Origin of the sequence: Bifidobacterium apousia (genome assembly GCF_007559275.1) — a bacterium.
In the GTDB taxonomy this organism is placed as follows: domain Bacteria; phylum Actinomycetota; class Actinomycetes; order Actinomycetales; family Bifidobacteriaceae; genus Bombiscardovia; species Bombiscardovia apousia.
Genome location: NZ_VMHK01000001.1, coordinates 295,070 through 319,478, shown reverse-complemented (window position 1 = coordinate 319,478; position 24,409 = coordinate 295,070). Strand labels below are relative to the sequence as shown.

15 protein-coding genes are annotated in these 24,409 nt (G+C 61.0%); 12 read left to right on the top strand and 3 right to left on the bottom strand.

The window, feature by feature from the left end; translation table 11 throughout:
* Positions 1-43 precede the first annotated feature (43 nt).
* Positions 44-3,934 (bottom strand): LPXTG cell wall anchor domain-containing protein, encoded by a 3,891-nt coding sequence (locus tag FPK30_RS01220; protein ID WP_144084968.1) that lies wholly within the window; start codon positions 3,932-3,934, stop codon positions 44-46.
* A gap of 157 nt (positions 3,935-4,091) precedes the next feature.
* Here FPK30_RS01220 and FPK30_RS01215 point away from each other — a divergent pair, with 157 nt between their 5' ends.
* The 6 genes from FPK30_RS01215 to FPK30_RS01190 all read left to right on the top strand — a co-directional run bounded on the left by FPK30_RS01215 (position 4,092) and on the right by FPK30_RS01190 (position 7,430).
* Positions 4,092-4,583: an inorganic diphosphatase gene (locus tag FPK30_RS01215; protein ID WP_045924895.1), complete on the top strand. Its 492-nt coding sequence runs from the start codon at positions 4,092-4,094 to the stop codon at positions 4,581-4,583.
* 150 nt (positions 4,584-4,733) lie between these two features.
* Positions 4,734-5,180 (top strand): DUF3290 family protein, encoded by a 447-nt coding sequence (locus FPK30_RS01210; RefSeq protein WP_015022498.1) that lies wholly within the window; start codon positions 4,734-4,736, stop codon positions 5,178-5,180.
* Between the two features lie 3 nt (positions 5,181-5,183).
* Positions 5,184-5,828: a DUF421 domain-containing protein gene (locus FPK30_RS01205; protein ID WP_198189381.1), complete on the top strand. Its 645-nt coding sequence runs from the start codon at positions 5,184-5,186 to the stop codon at positions 5,826-5,828.
* A gap of 140 nt (positions 5,829-5,968) precedes the next feature.
* Positions 5,969-6,286: a type II toxin-antitoxin system RelE/ParE family toxin gene (locus FPK30_RS01200; RefSeq protein WP_144084967.1), complete on the top strand. Its 318-nt coding sequence runs from the start codon at positions 5,969-5,971 to the stop codon at positions 6,284-6,286.
* A gap of 48 nt (positions 6,287-6,334) precedes the next feature.
* The gene (locus FPK30_RS01195) at positions 6,335-6,649 is read left to right on the top strand and encodes an addiction module antidote protein (RefSeq protein WP_232341890.1); all 315 of its coding nucleotides are present in this window, start codon (positions 6,335-6,337) and stop codon (positions 6,647-6,649) included.
* Positions 6,650-6,866: 217 nt separating this feature from the next.
* On the top strand, positions 6,867-7,430 hold the full coding sequence (locus FPK30_RS01190) for a manganese efflux pump MntP (protein WP_144084965.1): 564 nt from the start codon (positions 6,867-6,869) through the stop codon (positions 7,428-7,430).
* Between the two features lies 1 nt (position 7,431).
* Here FPK30_RS01190 and FPK30_RS01185 read toward each other — a convergent pair whose 3' ends face one another.
* Positions 7,432-8,094 carry a hypothetical protein gene (locus tag FPK30_RS01185; protein ID WP_144084964.1) on the bottom strand — a complete coding sequence of 221 codons (663 nt, stop codon included), beginning with the start codon at positions 8,092-8,094 and terminating at the stop codon, positions 7,432-7,434.
* A gap of 181 nt (positions 8,095-8,275) precedes the next feature.
* Here FPK30_RS01185 and FPK30_RS01180 point away from each other — a divergent pair, with 181 nt between their 5' ends.
* The 5 genes from FPK30_RS01180 to FPK30_RS01160 all read left to right on the top strand — a co-directional run bounded on the left by FPK30_RS01180 (position 8,276) and on the right by FPK30_RS01160 (position 19,939).
* The gene (locus tag FPK30_RS01180; RefSeq protein WP_232341891.1) at positions 8,276-9,088 is read left to right on the top strand and encodes a winged helix-turn-helix transcriptional regulator; all 813 of its coding nucleotides are present in this window, start codon (positions 8,276-8,278) and stop codon (positions 9,086-9,088) included.
* Between the two features lie 61 nt (positions 9,089-9,149).
* Positions 9,150-9,797: an endonuclease III gene (nth, locus tag FPK30_RS01175; RefSeq protein ID WP_144085202.1), complete on the top strand. Its 648-nt coding sequence runs from the start codon at positions 9,150-9,152 to the stop codon at positions 9,795-9,797.
* A 10-nt stretch (positions 9,798-9,807) separates the two neighbouring features.
* Positions 9,808-11,340, top strand: coding sequence for an ABC transporter substrate-binding protein (locus FPK30_RS01170; protein WP_144084962.1), 1,533 nt, complete (start codon positions 9,808-9,810; stop codon positions 11,338-11,340).
* A 44-nt stretch (positions 11,341-11,384) separates the two neighbouring features.
* Entirely contained in the window at positions 11,385-14,126 is a 2,742-nt protein-coding gene (valS, locus tag FPK30_RS01165) for a valine--tRNA ligase (protein ID WP_144084961.1), read from the top strand.
* Between the two features lie 320 nt (positions 14,127-14,446).
* Positions 14,447-19,939, top strand: a complete 5,493-nt coding sequence (locus FPK30_RS01160) for an RCC1 domain-containing protein (RefSeq protein WP_144084960.1) — start codon at positions 14,447-14,449, stop codon at positions 19,937-19,939.
* A gap of 65 nt (positions 19,940-20,004) precedes the next feature.
* On the opposite strand, the gene FPK30_RS01155 is transcribed toward FPK30_RS01160, so the two are convergent.
* Complete coding sequence (locus FPK30_RS01155) at positions 20,005-20,361, bottom strand: chorismate mutase (RefSeq protein WP_144084959.1); 357 nt, start codon at positions 20,359-20,361, stop codon at positions 20,005-20,007.
* A gap of 166 nt (positions 20,362-20,527) precedes the next feature.
* Between FPK30_RS01155 and FPK30_RS01150 the strand changes: the two genes are divergently transcribed.
* On the top strand, positions 20,528-24,283 hold the full coding sequence (locus tag FPK30_RS01150) for an RCC1 domain-containing protein (protein ID WP_186279314.1): 3,756 nt from the start codon (positions 20,528-20,530) through the stop codon (positions 24,281-24,283).
* The last annotated feature ends 126 nt before the right edge of the window (positions 24,284-24,409 follow it).

Genomic DNA, 24,409 nt, shown 5'->3' with positions numbered 1-24,409 from the left:
TTCCTAAGTAACACCAGCTAAACACTCGCCTGCTCCAGGATCACTACCTCTCGCGGTTTCTGGCTGACATCTGTCTGACTAAACGGAAGATGATAAGCCCAGTTATGACCGCCGCAGTGGCAATGGACAGGGGAAGCACCACCGCAGATCCGGTTTTAGGCAGCGCGACTTTCAGAGCGTTCCAGTCATCACTGTTGGATTCAACAGCTTGATCGGCACAGAGCAGACGGCCATCGACCACCGCTCCGCGAGAATTCGCTCGGTCTGAGATTTTTTGGCCATTTTCCAGTTGAGGCAGGGAGGCCTGATCCTCCACCGGGCAGGGCACCAGCGGACTGCCTGTCACCCGGGCTCTGTCGGTGTGCCTACCTGATATGCCTGTCACTGTGGCATGCACATCAACAGACTGTCCGGGTCGAAGCATCAGGGTCGACCAGTTGTCAGGATAGTGGATTCCGGTCACCCGCCCCTGACCGACGACTGTCTGATCCTCCAAGTGCAGTTGCCGAGCGGGGAAAACTGCTCCGGTCCCATCGCTGGGATCGCGAGGAGAATCGTTGGTGATTCGGAAGACAATGGCGACATCGTCATGAGTCCGGAGAGCCTGCTCCGGCTGATCCCGATCACCCTTGAGCATGCCGCCAGCCTGATCGAATTTCTCGATATGCAGAGCCGGGGTCATATCGGGCGTTCTGGTCCAGACTGTGTTGGAGACCAGGGTCTTGTCCTGATAGAACTCAGTGAATCGGTTCTCATGACGTTCCACGTTCTTCAGACGCCTGCATTGCAGGTAGGCCCTCCAGCCGACCGGGCGGTCGCCTGAAGCGCTGACTAGGGCCAGATATCGCGGTGTGGCCTCCACTTTGACCAGACCTGCCGGGTCTGCCGTCATCGTGAACAAGGGCCCACCATGTATATCTGCGGACATATCCGAACCGGCCATGATCTGTCCATGATGAATGAGGATGCGCCCATTCTCGTAAAGGTCCTGGGTTGCGTAGACGGCCCAATGGCCAGTGAACTGATCCACCGTAGGATCCAGCCGATCCTCAATCCGCCAGGTTTTCACTTGCGGGTAAGCCCGTCCGGCCGGCAGCAGACTTGAGTCCAGGCGATAGAGGAAGAGCCGATCGCGGTAGATGCTGCTGCCATGTGCGCTTTTCCCGCCCACGGCGACCACCACATCCTTGGCGGGATTGAGCAACTTGACCGGATTGGTAACCACGTTGGTCGCTTTATGCAGGTCGTTGACGATCTGGGTCGCTTGGTTACGTACTACGTGACCTGATTCTGCACGGATGACCGTGTAGGGCAGGATCAGATCGTAGGTTCGGCCCAACAGCCCTTGGTCAATAGCCGGCTCTCTGAGAGGATTATGACCTCGTGCAGCAGCATAGGCAGCCAGATCAGCTGGTTGGGGATCCCCTTTGAGGGTCACGCCGGTGGCCGGAACATAGGTATCCACAGTTTTGGCAAAGGCCAGCACTACGCCGTTTTCCACCTGGATATTGAAAGCCTTGGTGTAATCGCGGCCGTCGGAGCCCAGAACTTCGATACGTTTGGAATTGATATCCAGGTGCCGAGCGTCGTAGGCATCCGTCATACCCAGCCGCCAAACAGGATAGGCGATGTCTTTGTGACGGGCGTCCAGACTAATCCGGTAGGCCCCTTGGTCGCCTATGAACAGCACCTTGCCATCGATGCTGACGCCTGGATCATGCGCGCTGACATCGCTCTTTGAGGGATGGAAGTCGGCTGGCGGATTGCTCACCTGGTTGGAGGGGGTCAATGAGTTGTTCAGTGTCAGCACCCACTGATTGCCCACCCGATGATCCGTTGGGGCCTTGGGATCGACTGTGCCCTCAAAGCGCAGGCGGATTCTGGGGTTGCCCCCGGCACGCCACTGGCTGATCCGGGTGGGGTCGGTGATGGTCACCCGCAGGCTGTGCTCCTTGTCCTTCCACTTTGTGGCGTATCCGGTCTTGGCGATGACATCGCCGCTCTGCAGATCAGTCACCTCAAGAGTCTGCTTGTCAGGCAAAAACCAGCGGTCGTAGACATCAGTCAGAATGATCGATTTGACAGGATAGGCCAGGTTGTCGGGCAGGCTCGGCTGGGTATCCAACTGATACTCCAACCGCTGGCCAGGAAAGACCACCTTGCCGTCAACGCTGGCCTGCTCCCCGCCTTGACCGGCCTCCGAGATGACATCCTTGCGTACCGGAGGCAGATATCCGCAGATGCCCGGCTCATTGGTCTGCACGCTCTGCGTATTGACTGTCTGGGAGCCTGAGTTGGTCAGCGCCGCGCCCTGGCTGCCATGGCCTTTCGGGGCCTTGCAAAAGGTCAGTTCCTGGTCAGGTGTTCCGCCCAGGTCCTTGCGAACCTTGGCTGCACCGCCGCCATTGGCAAAGCGAACCGTAAAGGGAACCAGCATGGTGACCTGCCTGGGGTCCTCCATCCCCTTGAGACCGTTCAGCCATCCGCTTTTGGCCTGTGCCCGCGCCCGGGTGCCGGTCACGCTGATCTCGAAACGGTCGGTCACATCCCTGCCCTTGTCCACAATGTCCTCGATGCTGCTGCGGCGGTAGTGCCCATCGGCATCCGCCTTGGCCTTGGCCTCGAAGATGCGAATAGCCCGAGCGCCATCCTGATCAACCAGATAGTCGGCAGCGCTCCAGTCGTCAGCCAAAGCGAAAACCTTAGGCGCTTCGATCAGATGGGCTTCAACAGTGGCGTTGACCACCGATCCCACTCTGTCGCCGTCCAGAAAGGCACGTCCGTCGCCACCAGTTTTGTTGGTCCATTGAGGGTCAACGACTGCCTTCCAGAGCCCGGTGGCGGGATCGTGCAGAATCCAGGATTTGTCGGGACTGGGCTTCCAAGTGGGAGTGCGGCGCTCAGGGGTCGACTGGTCAACCTGACGGACGCTGCCCTTCCAATGCACTTTTCCAGAGTCCAATATGACCCCAATGTCCGGCTGCTCGACGGTCACGTCCAGCTGCCATGCCCATTGATGCTCCTCGGGCAGAGCCCCGCCCTTCCAGGTGGCTGTAGCCCTATTGCCGGGCGGTCTGCTCCCATCGGCGGTGTTGAAAGTGAATTTGCTGGTCAGATCCTCACCGCTGGTCAGGTCTTTGACCTTCTGCCCGCCGATATGGTACTGCTTGCCTTGGGGATCGAAGACATCGCTGAAGGTCAACTCACGGCCGCCTCGACCGGTTCCTGTCTCGATGCGGGTGCGGTTGGCCATACCATCCGCGCTGGTGCCAGGATCCACTTTCTTATCGGGCGGGTTTGGTGGCAGATCAGCAGGTTTGGGCTCATAGTCATTGAGCATGAAGACCACCAGGGAGATGCCGTGCTCGTTGCCGGCGTACAGGTCGGCGAACTTGTCCAGGCTGTCTCCAGGCTGGTCCCAAAAAGGTTCGCCGGTACGATAGGTCACCCCTCGGTTGCTGAAGGTACGGTTGGCCACCTGGCTTCGCCAGTTGTCCATCCATATGCTATGGATGGCCATGCTGACCCCATCGAAGACCCGCTGAGAGCCGCGGTAGCCCGTGACCACACCCACGCCGGTCACCCGGCAGTGGCCCTGTCCGGATTGGTCGGCATGGGCCTCGTTGAAGCGTGCCTGGCAGTTGCCGTTGGCCTCATTCAGAGCCTGGCGTTTGACCCGAGCAGTAGTGGCATTGCCGCCATCGACAATCCCCATCGTGGAGAAGGCTCTGTCGATGCTGCCTATCTCATAGCCGCCGAAGGAGCCCTGATCGTCATCCTTGTAGGTCCAGCCCTGCCAAAACCGACCATTGCCTTCAGCACCGCCGCCGGAATGTCCTGGTCCGCCGCCAGCCATGGCGGGGGCCGCCGGGCCGACAAGGGCCGCCAGTGCAGCCAAGGCCGCCAGCAGACCCTTCCATCTGCGCTTGTTCATACTTGTCCTCACTCTTCGCCCACCCCATGAATCGAGTATGAGCGGCCGCCGAACAGGCGTGAGCGTCAGCGAAGCACTGTGGTCGAATGTGCCCCGGGACGGTTATGCTGTGTATGAGACATACCTATGCCGTCCAGACCGAAAAGGAGACAGGACAATGGCAGAGACATTCGACGTGTTGGTCGAGATCCCCCGGGGCTCCCGCAACAAGTATGAGATGGACCACGACAGCGGCCACATCAGGCTGGACCGCACCCTCTTCACCTCCATGGGCTACCCCGACGACTACGGCTACATCGACGGCACCCTGGGCGAGGACGGCGATCCCCTGGATGCCCTGGTCATGATTCCCGATTCGGTCTTCCCGGGCTGCATCGTCGAATGCCGCGCCGTGGGTCTCTACCACATGGTCGACGAGGCTGGCGGGGACGACAAGGTCCTTTGCGTGCCCGCCGACGTCCGCTTCGACGCTATCAAGGACATCGACGACGTCTCCGACTTCCACAAGCAGGAGATCAAGCACTTCTTCGAGCAGTACAAGGCCCTGGAGCCCGGCAAGGAGGTCATGCCCGGCGACTACTGGACCAACGCCGAGGCCGCTGAGACCCAGATCAAGGCTGCACGCCAGCGCCTGGCCGCCCAGCACTGACCTTTCAAGGCCGCCCAGCGGTCGCAACAACCCCGGCAAGGGCTCAATCGAGCATCCGAACCGGGGTTTTGCATGCCCAAATCCTCCCAAAAAGCGCCTGGCCGTCTACGATTGCGAATTGCGGGTGCGCGCGCAAGGGCAGGAGCGGCTATGACTTTCTATACATACCAATACCTCAAGGGCGGGCAGACCAACTGGACCATGATCAGGATCATCGTGGTCGTCGTTCTGGCCCTGGCCTTTCTCTTCTTCCTGTTCATGTACTCCCGCCACCGTTGGAACCATAAGTACAAGGATCTGTCCATCATCCTGGCCACCCTGCTTCTGCTGGCGGCGGCCATCCAGTACAGCGACTACACCAATCTGCGCACAGCCAGCCTGCAGAGCGGTCAGCTGACCACGGTCATCGACAAGTCCGCCGCCAAGCTCAAGGTCAACCCTGAGCAGATCAGCATCAACGACACCTCGCGCAACAATGACATGATCATCAAGACCCCCAAGGGCTACTACACCCTGGTATTCAACAGCTCCGGCTCCGAGTTCCTGCTGCAGCGCGCCGACCTGTACCACCCAGACATCACCGTGATCGGAGAGTGACCCATGGATATCAATTTCTACGTCAACGTGGCCCTGAAGCTGATCGTCGGACTGCTCTTCATCACCCTGCTCATCAATGTGACCGGCAAGGGGAATCTGGCGCCCACCTCGCCCATGGACCAGCTGCAGAACTACGTCCTGGGCGGCATCATCGGCGGGGTCATCTACAGCGATAGCATCTCCATGGCCCAGTACATCGTCATTCTGCTGATATGGGCGGCGCTGATCCTCATCACCCGATATGCCAAGACCCATATCCACACGGTAGGCAAGTACATCGACGGCGAACCGGTCACCATCATCAAGAACGGCAAGCTGCTGGTACAAAATTGTCTCAAGGTCAACCTGACGGCCAAGGAGGTGGACTTCAAGCTGCGCACCAAGGGCATCAACGACATCCGCGATGTCAAACGGGGCATCGTCGAGCAGAACGGCAGCCTGACCATCATCTCCGAGGGTGACAAGGACGTGCGCTATCCGGTGGTCATGGACGGACGGGTCAATCCGGACGTGCTGGATACCATGGGACGGGACGAGGACTGGCTCAACGAGCAACTGGCCAAGCAGGGCATAGACAAGGTCAGCGATGTATACATGGCGCGCTTCCAGAACGGTGAGTTCTATGCCGTCACCTACCAGGATCAGTAGTACTCGAAAACTGACTACAGAATTCGCGAATCACTCGACATTCAGGTGTCATAAGCAATTGTTGCAATGTACACTGTAGTGTACACTTTCTTGTGGGGAATGGGACGCATCTTCTCGAAATAAGAGGGGAAAGCGACACCATGCCCTTATCCATCATTGAGGTACTGGAGACTGAGGAATTCAGCCGGTGGATTGATGAATTGAAAGACACTCAGTCGGCAGCCCGCATCCTACACCGATGGGAACAAGTAAAACGATCCGGACACCTTTTAGGCGACTGGAAGACTGTGGGAGAAGGCATATTTGAAATGCGTTTTCACAATGGTCCGGGTTACCGCACCTACTTCGGACTGAAGAACAAACAGGTCGTGTTGCTGCTTTGCGGCGGCAGCAAGACTCACCAGAAGAGGGACATAGACCGGGCAAAACATCTGTGGAAGTCATATCTCGAGAGCTGACAGCATCCAGATGGGCAACAAACGGACCATATTAAGGACAGAGTCGTGATGACGTTGAAGATCAGGGAATTCCATGCAGGCGACCATATACATACCGAACAAACAGCCGTCCGCTACCTGCAGGTTGCCATGGAGGAGGCCGACAAGGCCGAAACCTCTCGGCAAGGGGCTGCAATCATCGCAGATGCACTCGGCGAGGTGGCGCGAGCACAGAGGCATATGAGCGCCATCGCCTCTGATGCCGACCGATCCCGGTCGGGCATCTACAAGGCCCTGAGCAATCAGGGGGATCCGGCGCTGAGCACGGTCATCAGCGCCGTCCATGCGGCAGGGGGCAGTCTGACTGTGACCGTGGCTCACTAAGGGGCCGATCGGACAGCCTGTCATGCTTGATTATCACAGCGCTGACAGGTAAAATCTATGTCCATATTGTTATGGCGTAGCATGTGAACGGCATTCAACGAATTCAAAGCCGACACCAATCGGCAGTTCCGCGCTCGACGCTCCCGAGGCGTAGGCGGGTTTGAGGAGACCTGGTCGAGGCCCATCCCACCGGGGATGAACCCTTTCAAGGAATGCCGTGTTTTTGAGATTGTTGTTTATCGCTTTAGGTGTATCTTCTGATGCCTTCGCTGTCTCCATCAGCAAGGGGCTGTCCGTGGACCGACTGCGGGCGCGCCATCATTGGCTGGTCGGACTTTGGTTCGGCGGATTCCAGACTCTGCTGCCCTTGCTAGGGTACTTCGCCGCCTCCATGCTGCAGGACTCTTTGGCCGCCGTGGATCACTGGATTATCTTCGGCATCCTTTCAGCCATCGGGGTCAACATGATCCGCGAGGGCGTCTACGGCGAGGAGGAGGGAGCGAACGGCGAGGAGAGCTTCTCCTGGCGGCAGATGCTCCCCGCAGCCATCGCCACCAGCATCGACTCATTCGGCGTGGGGGCAGGCCTGGCCCTGCTGGGCATCAACATCTGGCTGTCCGCACTGGTCATTGGGCTGGTGACGGCTGCAGCCTCCATTCTGGGGCTGCGCATCGGATACGCTGTCGGGTCACGCTGGCGCAAACCTTCCAGAATCGCCGGCGGCATCATTCTGATCGTCATGGGCATCCAGATCCTTCTGGATCACCTGATGAATGCCTGACTCAGAACGTCGTCTGCACGACCACGACAGCCAGAACCACGATGGACCCGGCCAGAAGAACCGACATCAGCGCCAGACCAAGGGCCCCACGCCGATCAGCTGCCTCCTGGGCCCAGCGATAGCCCGAGGTCATGAGCCCGACCAGCAGCAGCAAGGCCACAAGCACCACCAGGATCAGCATCAGGTCAGGATGCAGGCCTCTGACCAGCTCCGGCAGGAAGACCCACCCCGAGGCGGCGACGGCGGTCACCCCGTCCATGGCGGTTGCAGCAATGCCGCGGATGACCATCCGCCTGTCCCGACGCAGCATCTGCCGAGCAAACATAAACACGGCCAGGAGGGCCAGCAGGAATGCCGCAGTCGACAGCCAGGCCCAGAGGGCACCAGCCCCCTGCACCACCAGGGCCGGCACCAGAGCGACCAAGGTCAACAGACCGAACATGGCTCGGTCAGGGCCAGGTCGGATGCCTTTGCCCACCAGGGGCCAGGCGGCCAACAGGGCCAATGCCAGCACCAGGACCAGGACGGTCTGCACCCATCGAGCGACCCGGGGTCCGGCCAGCAAGCCCGTCGCCAGGCCCGGCACAATCAGGGCCGCCAAGGCCAGCAGCTGCGTCAGGGCGGGCGCGCGCCCATCCTGGGTTTCTTTTCCGGTCTGCGCCATGGGTCCTCCTGCCTGTCCCCGTCGGGGAGCCATACGTCACATCCTAGGGCAAGGCCATCCTGTGAACTCGGAGCCTCTGTGACGGGCCGATTGTACAATGATGACGACTGTTCAACGAATCCACCCCCGCTATGGACGAACGGACAGGGAAGAAGGTACCCCCGTGACGGATCTGACCTTGATGACCTGCGCCGAGGACCCGGCATCGGTTCTGCCAGCCTTGGCCCTGCTCTCCCATCGGGTGCGCGTCCTGCCCCTGGATGCCGCCTCCCTGGTAAGAATGCCCGAGGACACCGTGTTGCTGATCGACGCCAGCGACGACCTGGCCGAGGCCAAGACCCTCTGCAACCTGACCCGGGCCTCGGGCCTGTCCACGCCCATCATCCTGATTCTGAGCGAGGGCGGCTTCACCGTGGTCAATGCCAGCTGGGGTGTGGCTGATGTGATCATTCAGTCCGCATCGCCCGCCGAGGTCGAGGCCCGGCTGCGCTTGGTCTGTCAGCGCGTGACACCGGCACGCAAGCCCGATGCTCAGCCAGAAGAGGCGGAGGAGCAGGTGCCTACCGGCCAGGTCCGCTCGGGTGACCTGGTTGTGGATACCGAAAGCTACACGGCCCGAATCCACGGCCGTCCCATCAACCTGGCCTACAAGGAGTTCGAGCTGCTCAAATATCTGGTCCAGCATCCAGGCAGGGTCTTCACCAGGGCCCAGCTCCTCCAGGAGGTCTGGGGCTATGACTACTACGGCGGCACCAGGACAGTGGATGTACACGTGCGGCGGCTCAGGGCCAAGCTGGGCAGCGAGTACGAGCATCTGATCGGCACGGTCCGCAATGTGGGATACCGGTTCGACCCGCCCTCATCGGCACGAACGGCCCAAGCCCCCAAGGCCACGACAGATGCAGGAAGCGGACCGGACACCGCCGGGCACAATGACAACCAGTCCGAACAATCCAAAGATGCCAAGAAGAAGAAAACCGATCATAGTGACTGATGCATCATCCAATCAACAGCACCGCCAAGGCAGGGAGAGCAAGGCCCGGCGCCTGACCCGCATGCACGAGGAGTACCGCATCCTCTGCCAGGTCTTTCCCGAGGCGGTCTGCGCCCTGCACTTCCGCAACCCCTTCGAACTGCTGGTGGCCACGGTCCTAAGCGCCCAGACCACCGACAAGCGGGTCAACTCGGTGACCCCCGAACTCTTCGAGCGCTATCCAGACCCTGCGGCCATGGCCCAGGCCCAGCCGGCCGAGCTGGAGGCCATCATCCACCCAGTGGGTTTCTACCATGCCAAGGCCCGCCACCTCTTGGGGCTCTCCCTGATGCTGACTGAGGACTATGGCGGCAAAGTTCCCCAGACCATGGAGGAGCTGACCAGCCTGCCCGGCGTGGGGCGCAAGACCGCCAACGTGGTCCTGGGCAACGCCTTCAACATCCCCGGATTCCCGGTGGACACCCACGTCACCCGGGTCACCGGCCGCCTGCGCTGGCGGACCGACTGGCGCAGCACCCACCCCGATCCGGTGAAGATCGAGCACGAAATCTGCGACTGCTTCCCGCCCGAGGACTGGACCAATCTGTCGCACAGGCTGATTCTGCACGGCCGGGCCACCTGCCACGCCCGCAAGCCCGACTGCCTGCACTGCCCACTGGCCGAGACATGTCCCAGCGCCGAGCTCCTGGCCGGACCGGCCTCTCGATAGAATCAAAACCATGGCACGCGGCAGACACAGAGGAATCAGCTCCGGAATCATCTTCATCCTGGTACTGGCGGTCCTGACCGCGGGCACCTACATGGCCTGGCCATTGTTGACTGGCCGAGGAGGCTGGCGGCTGCCCTGGAACCTTGGAGGTTCGGACCAGGTAGTGCGCATCCGGGCCCGGCAGGCCCCAGTCTCCCTGGACATCCGCACTGAGCCCGGCCGGGCCACTGACCAGGCCCTGATGGGCAACGTCTACCAGACCCTGACCAGGCCCGACGCCCAAGGTCGGCCTACTCCTGGACTGGCCCAGAGCTGGGAGGTCTCCGCCGATGGGCTGCTCTACACCTTTCATCTGCGCAGCGACGCCCGCTTCGCCGACGGGCGCCAGCTGACCTCAGAGGATGCCCTCTGGTCCCTGCGCCAAATCATCGACCACCGGTATCAGGGCCACCAGGACCTGGATGGCCTGGCCAAGGTCACCAACCCGGATGATGCCACCCTGGTGATCAGACTGAAGAGCCCAAACGCCCTCTTGCTGAACGCTCTGAGCGGTCGGGCCGGCATTGTCTACGATCGCCAGGCCCGCGTCAACTACTCCACCCAATCGGCCGGATCAGGCCCATACCAAGTGGATGACTGGCAACCGGGAGCCAGCCTGACCCTGACCACCAACAAGTCCTACCGAGGCCCGGACAAGGCCGCCATCCACAAGGTCATCTTCAGCTATGCCGGCAGCCCCGAGCAGACCGTCAAGGATCTGAACCAGGGGCGTCTGGACGCTGTAGTGGACATGGATCCGGCTACCGCCAAGCAGGCTGGCAAGGCTCCGACAGCAACACCCAGCACGAACAATGTGGTCCTGGCTTTCAACAACGAGGCATCCAGCCTGCTGTCCGACCAACATATGCGCGAGGCTGTCCGCTATGCCCTGGACCGCCAGGCACTGGCCGATCTGGAAGGCGGCGGAGCCAAGGCCTTGGGCGGACCGCTCAACCCGCTCAGCCCAGGCTACGATCCCGGTCTGCAGGCCTTCCCATTCGACCGTGTCCAAGCGGCTCGTCGAGCCTCCTACTATGCCCAGTCCTACTATCACGGCGGCCTGCGCCTGGTCTATCCCCAGGAATTCGGCAGCCAGGTGGGCGATCTGATCAGCACGCAGCTGAAGGCGGTGGGTATCCCCACCCAGGTCTCCATGGTGGATCAGGCTGCATTCCGCGACCAGGTGCTCACCCGTCACGACTACGACATGGCCCTGCTGGTCATGGACAATGACGACATCGGCCGCTTCGCCGACCCCAACTCCACCATGCTCTTCGACAACACCGAAGTCCAGGAATCCTGGAAGCAGGTCAAGGCCAGCACCGACCAGAACACCTATGCCCAGCGGCTGCGAGCCTTCGCCCAACAGGTCAGCGACCTCTCCCCCAGCGACTGGCTTTATGAGCGCACGCCCTTGGTCCTGAGCACTCCCCGTCTCCAGGGCATGCCCGGCTACCTGACGGATCGCTACCTGCCCCTGTGGAACCTGCACATCAAGGGGTGAGGAGACGGGGGCCCCTTGTCATCATTCGTCCATAAAATGCTGGTATGTCTGCTGAACACCAAGGAATCGTCAATGCCCATCTGACCCCCCTGCCTGACAGGGTGGGCGTGGATGGCCTGGAGGAAAAGTGGTGCCGCGACTGGGATGAGTCCGGCGTCTACCGCTTCCGCAACACCCGCGAGCGCTCCGGCGTCTACTCCATCGACACCCCGCCGCCCACCGTCTCGGGGCATTTGCATGTGGGGCACGTCTTCTCATACACCCACACCGACGTGATCGCCCGGTTCAAGCGGATGCAGGGCTACGACGTCTTCTACCCCATGGGCTGGGACGACAACGGCCTGCCTACCGAGCGGCGGGTCCAGAACTACTACGGGGTTCGCGTGGACACCTCGCTCAAGTACGATCCGAACTTCAAGCCCCCCTTCCACGGAACCAAGGGCAAGAAGATCAGCGCCAAGGATCAGGTGCCCGTCTCCCGCCAGAACTTCATCGAACTGTGCGAGGAACTGACCGCCGAGGACGAGAAGCTCTTCGAGCAGCTCTGGCGGTCGCTGGGCCTGTCAGTGGACTGGTCGCAGACCTATCACACCATCGGCGAGCATCCCCGCCGGGTGGCGCAGAAGGCTTTCCTGCGGAATCTGGCCCGGGGCGAGGCCTACCAGAAGGAGGCCCCCGGGCTCTGGGACGTGACCTTCCAGACCGCCGTGGCCCAGGCCGAGCTGGAGTCGCGCGAGTACGACGGCTTCTACCACCGGGTGGCCTTCCGGTTTGCGGACGGCACGCCGATATACATCGAGACCACCAGGCCTGAGCTGTTGGCGGCCTGCGGCGCCCTGATCGCCCACCCGGACGACAAGCGCTACCAGAAGTACTTCGGTCAGAAGGTCTACTCCCCCCTGTTCAAGGTAGAAGTCCCCATCCTGGCCCATCCCGCCGCCGAGATGGACAAGGGCGCCGGCATCGCCATGTGCTGCACCTTCGGCGACGTGACCGACGTGCAGTGGTGGCGGGATCTTAACCTGCCCACCAGATCCATCATCCAGCGCAACGGACGAATCGTCATGGACGTGCCGGATTGGATCACCGATGAGGGCGGACGGCGCATCTTCGAGCAGACCGAGGGCAAGACCACCTTCTCAGCCCGCAAGATCATCGTGGACGCCCTGCGCGAATCCGGCGACCTGGACGGCGAGCCCAAGCCCACCAAGCGCATGACCAACTTCTATGAGAAGGGCGACAAGCCCCTGGAGATCGTCACCTCCCGCCAGTGGTACCTGCGCAACGGCGGCACCGACCAGAAACTGAACCAGGAGCTGCTGGAGCGCGGCAAGGAGCTCCACTTCCACCCGGACTTCATGCGGGTGCGCTACAACAACTGGGTCGAGGGCCTGAACGGCGACTGGCTGATCTCCCGGCAGCGCTTCTTCGGAGTCCCCTTCCCACTTTGGTACCCGGTCAAGGAGAACGGCGAGACCGACTACGCCCATCCCATCACCCCGGCCGAGGACAGGCTTCCCATCGACCCCAGCAGCGATGTGCCCGAGGGCTTCGAGGAATCCCAGCGCGACCAGCCCGGCGGCTTCACGGCCGAGAAGGACATCATGGACACCTGGGCCACCAGCTCCCTGACCCCCCAGATCGTAACCCACTGGGCCGAACCAGGCGAGCAGGATCAGGCCCTCTTCAAGGCCACCTTCCCCATGGACCTGCGTCCCCAGGGACAGGACATCATTCGTACCTGGCTCTTCAGCTCCATGGACCGCGCTCATCTGGAGAACGGTTGCCTGCCCTGGAGCGACACCACTCTGTCGGGCTGGATCCTGGATCCGGACCACAAGAAGATGAGCAAGTCCAAGGGCAATGTGGTGGTGCCGGACGAACCCATCAAGAAGTATGGCGCCGATGCTGTGCGCTACTGGGCATCCTGCGCCCGGTTGGGCCTGGATGCCACCTACGATGAGGGGCAGATGAAAATCGGCCGTCGCCTGGCTGTTAAGCTCCTCAACGCTGTCAAGTTCGCCCTGGCCATCGGGCGGGAGGATGAGAACCATAAGGTCACCCAGGCAGCGGAGGCGACCTGGAACCCCGCTGACGTCACAGTCCCGCTGGACCGGGCAGTCCTGGCCGGCCTTGCCCAAGTGATCGACCAGGCCACCAAGGCCCTGGAATCCTACGAGCACTCCAAGGCCCTGGAGGTGACTGAATCCTTCTTCTGGGACTTCTGCGACAACTACATCGAACTGGCCAAGAACCGGGCCTACGGAACTGCGGATGCCACCGGCAGGACCCCTGGCGAAGCCCAGGTGCTCAGCGCCCGCACAACCCTGGGACTGGTTCTTGACGCTCTCGACCGTCTCCTGGCCCCCTTCCTGCCCTTCGCCACCGAAGAAGCATGGCAGTGGATGCACCAGGGAGACGGATCGGTTCACCGGGCCTCCTGGCCACGTCCAGAATCCTACCGGGCAGCTGCCCAGGGACAGGATCCCGCTCTTCTGGCCTGGGCAGGCACGGCCTTGGCTTCACTGCGGCGGATCAAGTCCGAGGCCAAGGTCTCCATGAAGACCCCCATCCTCTCCGCCTCCTTGAGCGTGGCGCCGGAGGGTCTGAAAGCCGTCAAGGCCGCCCTGGACGACATAGCCGAAGCGGGCAGGGTCACCGGAGATCTGAATCTGGTCGAGGAGACCACCCAGCCCGAGACCGAGGGAGCCGGCGAGGATGAAGCGGGCATCCGAGTGACAGCCAGCCAGCTGGGCGAGCCCCCGGCCAAGAAGCCTCGCAAGTAGGCTCCACAATTCCCCAATACAACCGAGGCGGTTCGGCCATAGGCACCGCCTCGGTTTTCTTATCCGTGTCACTGGTGACAATGACAATCTGCAATGCCAGTCAAACCATCGTCGTTCATGCAAAAAGTACAGCTTCCATAATCAACAGCATGCCTCTTGCAGTGAATTTGCCCTGCAACACCCTGACCACAACACTCTAAACCGCACAAAGATTGCAATGCTACAGTAAAAGTTATAGAGGGACTTTATTTTAGTGTGCGTCGACGCAGATTTTGGGGCCACGACCTGGGGAATCGGCACGCTTGGGGAGGAAGAGTCGAATGGGGAATGCTCATGGCATCCGCAGACTGGTGACGTTGACAGCCATGATTGGGCTGGCGCTGATCGGAGCATCAACAGGCGCATACGCAACCACCGGCGACATGACACCTGCATCTGCCACAGAATCGCCCTCGCCCAATCCTGACAGCAGCGCAAGTCCATTGCTCCGGGCAGGCAGTGAGGCACAGGCTCGAGCCGCTGCCCCGACCGCCTCACCGTCACCGTTGGCCAGTAACAATCCTTCACCATTCAAGGCCGTCCAACCATTCAACAGCAAAAGGGCGGACAGACCGTTCAGGGACAGCTCACCGAGAGACAAGTCACCCCAGACCAGGGATTCATCCTCATATACCCTCACTTTCGAGCCTGACGGGGGCTCGCTGGCGTCCGGCTCACCGGCCCTGAGCCAGACAGTGACCTCAGGTCATCTGGCATCCCCACCTGCCGTCAACAAATCTGGCTACCTGTTTGATGGATGGTTCCTCAAAGGCTCCGATGTGGCCTATGACTTCGGCAAGCCGGTCACCAGCACGCAGTCGCTGACGGCCCGTTGGTCGTCGGTCAACGACGCCCAGTGGACGACAGCCGACGTCAGCGGTGGCGACACCGGGGGTTCGGCAATCACCCTGACTCCCCCCAAGCCCAGAGGAGTGAGATTTGCACAGGTCAGCGCCGGACACGATCACACCCTGGCCGTAGGCTCGGACGGCCACGTCTACGCCTGGGGAGACAACAGCAGGGGTGAGCTCGGCGACGACACCACAATCAACAGAAACACGCCGGTTCGGATCACCGAAAATGACGCTATCAAGGGAAAGACCTTCGTATCCGTCAGCGCGGGAACCACATTCTCCATGGCCCTAGCCTCGGACGGCACCGTCTACACCTGGGGCGACAACAGTCGCGGCGAACTCGGCAACGGATCCACCACGAATTCTTCAGTACCGGTAAAGGCGAATCTCAACGCCACCATCACCGCCATCAGCGCCGGATACTGGCATGCCATGGCCCTGTCCTCGAGCGGGACGATCTACACATGGGGAGACAACGAATACGGCCAGCTCGGCAACGGGCACACGGGTGTCAACGTCAACGCTTCACCAGCAGCGGTCTCTTCATCCGGCGTCACCTTCACCACCATCAGCGCCGGATACGATTTTCAAACGGCGCTGGACAGCCAAGGACATGCCTACGCCTGGGGACGCAACCAGGGCGGCCAGCTCAGCATCGGCACCATGGACGGCACCAGCAGTGGTTCCAATGTCTACACTCCATCGCGCATTTACGGCGACTCGACCGGCAACCCAGACAGCACAGTCTACACCGACATCGATGCAGGGTACCTGCACGTCCTTGCACTGAGCAATACAGGCAAGGTGTACTACTGGGGTTATCCCCTGACCAAGGGCAATGACGCCAATGCCGACAGCGTCCACTCCTTCTATCCCAGCCTGGTAAGTCTGCCCTCAGGAGCGGCGACGCCTGTTTCAGTGAGCGCCGGGGACTACTCCTCTGCGGTGGTCGATTCTGCGGGCAGCCTGTACATGTTCGGCAGCAATTCCAGCGGCCAGCTGGGCGACGGCACCACAAGCCCCAAATCAACTATGACCAAGGTGAGCCTGACAGGTGTCACGGTCAGCGAGTTCGATGTCTGCCGGCACAGTCTGGCCATCGGCTCGGATGGGCTCCCCTACAGCTGGGGAGAAGCGAAAAGCGGCAAGCTGGGACAGGGCAGCAAGGGACCTCAAAGCGGCTCGCAGCCCAAGCCTGCAGCGATCAGCCCACCCCAGATAGATCTGGCCAAGGTAACCTTCGGCAGGACGGATGTAGCCAAGACCGACAGCAACAGCCCAATCAGCCGAACCTCCGCAGGCGACGACACCTGGAGCGCCAATACCCCATGGACGATCGCGACCCCCCACCACACCTACGGAACCACCGAGATCAGGATCAACGATGGTCAATGGTCCCTTGGCGGCGCAGCACAGCAGGGGCAGAGCATCGCCAACTATACCTTCACGCCCACTGCTAAGAAGGTCACCTTTGATTCGGACGGGGGTTCATCTGTCTCAGACCAGTCCGTCATCGCAGGCAAGCAGGCCTCACCTCCCACCGTCACCAAGGCAGGCTTCCTGTTCGACGGCTGGTTCATCAAGGAAGCCGACGGCAGCTCCAATGTGGCCTACGACTTCAGCAGCCCGGTCACCGAACCACTGAATCTGAAAGCGCATTGGTCTTCGTCAGACATGAAATGGAAAACCTCGGATGCCCTCCATGGCGACGACACCGGGGGCTCCAAAATCACCCTGACTCCCCCCAAGCCCAGAGCAGTGAGATTTGCCCAGGCCAGCAGCGGGCGCTACCACACCCTGGCTGTGGGTTCTGACGGTCACGTCTACGCCTGGGGGAATCAGGCCAGCGGCGGACTGGGAAACAGCAAAGACTCAGGCACGGCAACAACGCCGGTGCGGATCACCGAAAATGATGCCATAAGGGGAAAGATCTTCATAGCCGTCAGCGCCGGCGACGCTTATTCCATGGCCTTGGCCTCGGACGGCACCGTCTATACCTGGGGCAGCAATGGCAAGGGACAGCTCGGCAACGGCACTACCGGAAACTATTCCACAGAACCAGTAAAGGCACAGACCGGCAATGCCAAAATCACCGCCATCAGCGCGGGACGGGCATACGCCATGGCCCTGGCCTCGGACGGTACAGTCTACACCTGGGGCAACAACGGCAAGGGACAGCTCGGCAACGGCAGCTCAGACGGTGGCAGCCATCCCTCCCCCACCAAGGTCACGGCGCTGTCCAACATCACCGCCATCAGCGCAGGGTTCACCACAGGCACGGCCCTGGACAGTCAAGGCCACGCCTGGGCCTGGGGCGAGAACAGCAAGGGACAGCTCGGCAACGGCGCCCTTGGTGACAATCCGACGCCGACACGCGTCCAAGACCTGGACACCGGACAGCCTGATGCCCGGTTCTATATCGCCATCAGCGCGGGCTACCAGCACGTGCTGGCGCTGGATACGGATCATGACCTCTATGGATGGGGTTCCGGCACCGCCATCGGCTCCACTACCGATACCAATGTCAGCACGAAAGGATCCACTAAGATCAGCTTCGGAGACGAGACTGTCAACATCACCGCCATCAGTGCAGGCGACGATGGATCCGAAGCCATAGACACCAACGGAAGAATCTACACCTGGGGCAATCAGGGTTACGGCCAGCTAGGCAACGGCAATAGTGATGCATGGCAGACCAATCCGAAAGCCATCACTCTGGCCCAATCGGTGAAGGCCTGCGCGGTAGCCACCTCCGGCCATCACCAGACGGCCATCGGGTCTGACGGATTGCTCTACACCTGGGGATACAACTACTACAACCAGCTGGGACAAAGCGTATCGGCATTAAGACCCGGCGCCACACAGCCGCCGCAGATCACCCTGGCCAAGGTCGTCTTCGGCACCATGGCCAGCAGCACCGAGCCAGCCACGAATCTGACCCAGACAGGCAAAGACACCTGGGATGAAAACCGGGATTGGACCTTCGTCACGCCCGCGTACCCATACGGCCCATCCAGTTTCACCATCACATGGACTATCGCCGACGACTCCGGAGACTCAAAGCAGACACAGCAGTTCGACTACACCTTCGATCCGACCGAGAAGCGCATAACGCTTGACCCCCAGGGAGGTACTGGAGCTGCATGGACAAGCAAGGACATCATGGAAGGCGAATTGGTACCGCGACAGACCCTGACCAAGACAGGCTTCCTGTTCGACGGTTGGTTCGTCAAAGCGGCTGACGGCAGCTCCAATGTGGCCTACGATTTCGGCAAGCCGGTCACGGACCCGTTGACCCTGGTCGCGCACTGGACGCCTTCGGCTCCAATGACCGTCGACCCAACCGTCAGTCCGTCCACTGGCGGATACCAGGTCACCATCACTCCGCCCTCGCAGCGTGGCATCCGCTTCGCCCAGGTCAGTACAGGCAAAAACCATACCCTGGCCGTCGGCAGCGACGGGAATGCCTACGCCTGGGGAAACAACAGCACGGGCCAACTCGGCAACGGCAGCAAGGACGGCAGCAAGACGCCCGTCCAAGTGAAGAAGCCCGAGGGAATTGGCGACAAGGACAACTTCTCCTACATCCAAGTCAGCGCAGGATATGGGTTCTCGTTGGCCCTCGGCAGTGACGGCAACGCCTACGCCTGGGGAGACAACAGCAGGGGACAGCTCGGCAAGGGCACCGCAGGCGGCACCGATACGATACCCGTCCAAGTGAAGAAGCCCTCCGGTGCAGGTACTGACTTCGCCTACACCCAGGTAAGCGCAGGCGGCTATCATTCCCTGGCCGTCGGTAAGGATCATCAGGCCTATGCCTGGGGGGACAGGAGCAACGGCGGACAGGTGGGCGACGGGAACACGACCGGGAACGCCCCTGCTCCTGTAGCCGTCAACGCAAGCGCCACCAGTCCTGGATTCCAGGCCAGACAGGTCAGCGCTGGATATCAGCACTCTCTGATCATCGGTATAAGCGGGCAAACCTACGCATGGGGATACGGCGCCAGCGGCAGACTGGGCAACAATGCCAAAGCCTCACAGGCCACTCCTGTGTCGGTATCGTCACCCGTGCAGTACGAGGACGGATCAATAGGATTCTTCGCCACCCAGGTCAGCGCGGGAGGCTCGCACTCCCTGGCCATTGGCAGAGACGGCAAAGCCTACGCCTGGGGTGCGAATACCGACGGGCGACTGGGCACCGGAGACACCAATGATGCCGCAATACCAACCCTGGTGGCCGATCCCGACGGAGGCAGCGATGGATTCGAACCCACCGAGATCAGCGCCGGAGGATGGTTCTGCGCAGGAATCGACAACAAAGGGAGGATATACACCTGGGGAAACAACGGTCAAAACGCCCTGGGCAATGTCTCCATCACGGGATCCATCAGCGCATCCCCCGTTCTGGTGAGCAAAGACGGCAGCACCACACAGATCAGTGCAGGCGAGCGCCAAGTCCTGGTCATCGACTCCAACGACATGGCCTATGGCTGGGGCGACAACAGCAGCAGACAGCTAGGAACCAATTTGGACAACACTTCCGTCAAGGCAGCCACCTTGGTCTGCCCGCCGCAATTGACCATCAGCTCGGTCACAGTCGGCACGGATCCGGATACTGCCGCAGTTCTTGAACTGACCCGGAGCGGCACAGCCGACGCATGGGGATCATGGAATACCTGGACCTTCTATACCCCAGCCTTCAAGGCGGGCCGGACAACAGTCAACATCACCTGGAATGTGGGCCAAGGCAACCCTCAAACCGAGAATCTGCCCTTTACCTACAGGGATATTCTGCCCCTGACCGGTAGCCAGGGTCTGCTCATCGTGCTGCTTGTCGGACTTTTCATAACGGTGACTGTCCTGGCAGCAAGACAGCATTACTTGGAAATGGCCCGCCAGACTCTAGCCAGCACTCGCTGATACTTTGTGGCCGACGGCATAGGAATTGATCCGAGCCGTCGGCCATGACCATACGATGGATTTCCTCAGTGTGAGTTGGCCTGATCGGCCAGCCGTTCGTGGTCGCGCTTGGCGGCATCGGCCACCAGATGCAGATAGGCCTCAGCCAGATCCGGGTCCAGCCCGTAATCATCAGCCTTGTCTCGCAAGGCAGCTATTTGTGCGCTCTCCCGGCGCATATCCGCCGAGGCGAATCCTGCCTGAGCCTTGAGCAGCCCGATGCGGTGGGTCACCCTGAACCGTTCGGCCAGCATGGCGACAACGGCGGCATCGATGGTGTCCACATCGGCACGCAATTCCTCCACCTGTCGGGCGGCCTGGGCCTGTGGACCCCCGCTCTGCACCTGGTCATCGATTACTGTTTCCATCTTCGCATCGCTCATAAAATACCAGTCTAATCAAGCGCCTTAGGCGACTACGACAAGCCCTGCCACCACTGTGACACTGGTGTTATTGTAGTGGATGGGATTATTAACTCTTGGGGAGAGAGTCTCGTTCGTCTACACCTGCCTATACAAGTGCCGGACGCATGGGGGAGGATGCCTTCACATGAAGATGGTACGTAGTCGTCGCGTCACACTGCTCATCAGCCTCTGCTGCGTCTTGGTTGTCTGCAGCATGCTTGGTCTGCAATTCGGTCAAGCAGCGCCGGAGTCCAATGAGACCGCAGTCGCGACTCAGGGAACTGGAGCAATTGGCACTGGAACCAATACTCCCGGACAGATTCCTTCGGTTTCCCCCGGTCCCTCATCATCGCCGTCGGGCATGCCCACCCTGTCCAGTGGCTCTGGTGCAGCGGCAACAGGACAATCAGCGCCTGCCGCCAGCACATCGCCCACCTCTCCGTCCTCGCCTTCGCCCGGCACAGCAGGTTCCTCGGAACCGACCTCAACCGCCTCTTCCCCATCGAATGCCACCAGCCACACAGTCACTTTCGACTACAACATGCAGTCTGCAACTCCGACCACCTCGACTGTGGCTGATGGCGCCCAGGTTGCGCGCCCCAGTCCTGAACCCACCCGCCGAGGATTCGTTCTCGAAGGATGGTTCGCAGGCAAGGTAGCCTATGACTTCTCCGCACCTGTGCATGCGAACCTAACCCTGAAAGCCAAGTGGGCCCGCGCCGACCAGACCTGGACCATGCAACCGCAAGAGGGACCAGAATCAGGAGGCACCGGAGTGACCCTTACCCCGCCTCCACCCTCCGGTGTCCGTTTCAGCCAGGTTAGTGCAGGCACCCGGTTCTCGCTGGCTTTGGGATCGGATGGCAACGTCTACGCCTGGGGCTTTAACCGTGCTGGTCAGCTAGGTGATGGCACTATTGTCAACAGGTCGACGCCCATAAGGGTGCCCCGGCCCGAAGAAGCCCGCAATGACAAGGATTTTCGGTTTGTCAGTGTCAACGCTGGCCGGTTCTTCAGCATGGCCCTGGACAACCATGGCACCCTCTGGTCCTGGGGGTACAACTATCTGAAGACCTTGGGCAACCCGAATGTGGCTGACAGCGGCATGCATAACTATTCGGAACACCTGGTCAAGGTGATGCTGCCTGAAGGAGTGCCGGCCGGATTCACCTACAAGGCCGTCACCGGTAGTCACAATCACACCCTGGCCATAGGATCGGATGGCAACGTCTATGGCTGGGGAACCTGCAGTGAAGGAGAAACCGGCCGCCATAAGTGCGACGGCATATGCGACTCCACGCCCAGCCTCATCCAGGGATTCGATAAGAACCACAAAATCATAGCTGTGCAGGCAGGAATGAACTACTCAACAGCTCTGGACGACGCTGGCACGGTATGGTCATGGGGAAGCAACCTTTACCACCAGTTGGATCCATCCGCCGGCGCGGTCGTAGGAAACTATACGCCGATCAAGATCCACGGCCTTGACAAGGTCCATGTGGTGGCCATCGCAGACGGCTTTGAGAACACCCTGGCCCTGGATGACCAGGGAAAAGTCTGGACCTGGGGAATGAACGAAAACGGCCAGATCGGCAACGGGTCAAGCGCCAGCAAGACCGAGGTGTTCAAAGACCCCGTTCAGGTCAGCTTCCCCCAAGGGACCAGAATTACCGCCATCGCTGGTGGCCACCATTACGGTTCCAATCACGCCATAGCTCTGGATTCAGATGGCAATATCTGGGCCTGGGGCGACAACAGCTACGGACAAATGGGCGACGGCAAGACCTCTGCAGCAGACAGCCCCCAGACCACTCCGGAACGCTTGGAAGATCCAAAGCTTGCCGGTCGGCACTGGATCAGCATCAGCGCTGGCGAAGATTTTAACCTGGCTATCGGCGACGACGGCCAGACCTATAGCTGGGGACGTGACGACGAGGGTCAGCTGGGTCAGGGTACCAGCGGCGATGGCGCCCATAACCGGCCCTCTGCGGTCGCCTTCCCCTGGCCGGCGAAACTGACCGGAATCAAATTCGACACTACGGATATCACCACCGGAATGCAGGCGCAAAAGAACGGGACCTGGACGGCTAGCACCCCGCCGCACGCCCCAGGGCTGGTGGATGTGGCCCTGACATGGACCTTGAACGATCAAGAACAGACCCAGGTCCACCTGCCCTTCCGCTACCTGGCGCGCGGGGTGACCGTAACCTTCCAGTCAGAGAGCGATTCACCGGCACCACCCAGCCAGAGTCTGGAAGCGGGAGAGCGGGCAGTCCGCCCCAGCGCTGATCCGACCAAGGCCGGCTACCGCTTCGACGGCTGGTTCCTAGGCAAGACCGCCTACGACTTCTCCAAGCCAGTCACCAGCTCCATGACGCTCAAGGCCCACTGGAGCCCTGAGAATCAGAACTGGAGCATGACCCCGAGCCATGGAACCGAGATGGGCGGAACGAAGGTCACCCTGACGCCGCCAGCCCTGCGGGGCATTCGCTTCAGCCAGGTCAGTGCCGGTTCCCACTGGTCCCTGGCCTTAGGGTCCGACGGGAAGGCCTACGCCTGGGGCAAGAACAACAGCAGCCAGCTGGGCAACGCGAACATCGCCAAGGGCAGCGCCAGCACCATGCCGGTCCGAGTGGACATGCCCGAGAAAGCGGAAGCCAACTTCGTCTTCACCCAGGTCAGCGCGGGCCGGGATTATGGCCTTGCTCTAGGTTCCGATGGAAAGGCCTACGCTTGGGGCAACAACGACATTGGCCAGCTGGGCGACTCCACCCTAAATGCCCAGGGCCGGCCCCATCTGGTACCTGGTCTGCCTGACAAGATCCGGTCCATCAGCGCCGGTGGTGGACATGCCTTGGCTCTGGATTCCCAGGGACGAGTCTGGTCCTGGGGTGCCAACCAATACGGGCAGCTGGGCCTGGATAATGCCGGCGGCGATACCGTCTCGCCAGACGGGCGAACCAGCCCTGCCATGGTGACCGGAATCCCGACAACCACAACGGCAATCAGTGCCGGAAGCCGGTATTCGCTGGCCATGACCGTGGATGGACAGGTCTACGCCTGGGGCACCAATGATTCCGGCCAGCTGGGCGACCCCTCCCTGCCAGTGAGCTCTGACGGCGCCAACCCCACACCGTCTGCCGTTCAAGGACTGACGGGCGAGATGAGTGCCATCAGCGCTGGAGACCACCAAGCTCTGGCCCTGGATTCCCAAGGGCACATCTGGACCTGGGGACAGGTCAAGGGCGAGAACAAGAAAACCCCTGCCCTATTGACCCTTCCCGACGGACTGCCGACGGGGTTTGCCATTACACAGATCAGTGCTGGCACCGGAGCATCCTCCGCCCTGGGCTCCGACGGGCGGATCCTGACCTGGAGCAATGCCGCAGAAGGCACAGATCCCGCATTCTTGGCCAAACCCAGGAACGTGTCTGAGGATTTCAGCTTCACAGCCGTCAGCACGGGCGACCCGAGCTCACTGGCCCTAGGCTCCGACGGCCTGGCCTACGGATGGGGTGCCGACGATGCCGGCCAGCTGGGTGACGATCAGTCCGGACCGGACCTGAACAGCAAGACGCCACAGGCTGTCGTGATCAGAAGCCTGGTCAAAACGGTCACCTTCGCCGGACTGTCTGCAGAGGGAACCCCGCAGTACCAGAATGGCGCCTGGGTGGCAGTCACCCCACGCTACAGGCCCGGGCAGGTGGATACTGTCATTCATTGGAGCCTGGTAGGCGTGGACCAGCAGGATCAGACACTGCCCTACACCTACGACCAGTTGGCCGTCCTGCCCCTGACCGGCAGCACTGGCGTGATTCTGCTGATCATAGCTGGCCTGCTGGGCATGGGAGCCGCCATGGCTGCCAGATTCCATCGGCGGGAGAACAAAATGGCAGCATGACAGGGGCAGGGACGACACTATGAAAAACCTGGGCTGACAGGCTTCGAATAGATCATCGCCCTAAACAGCTGTCTTGTTTCGCCACTGCTTATGCATTGGGCCCTATCCACGAACTGAATCGCGGAT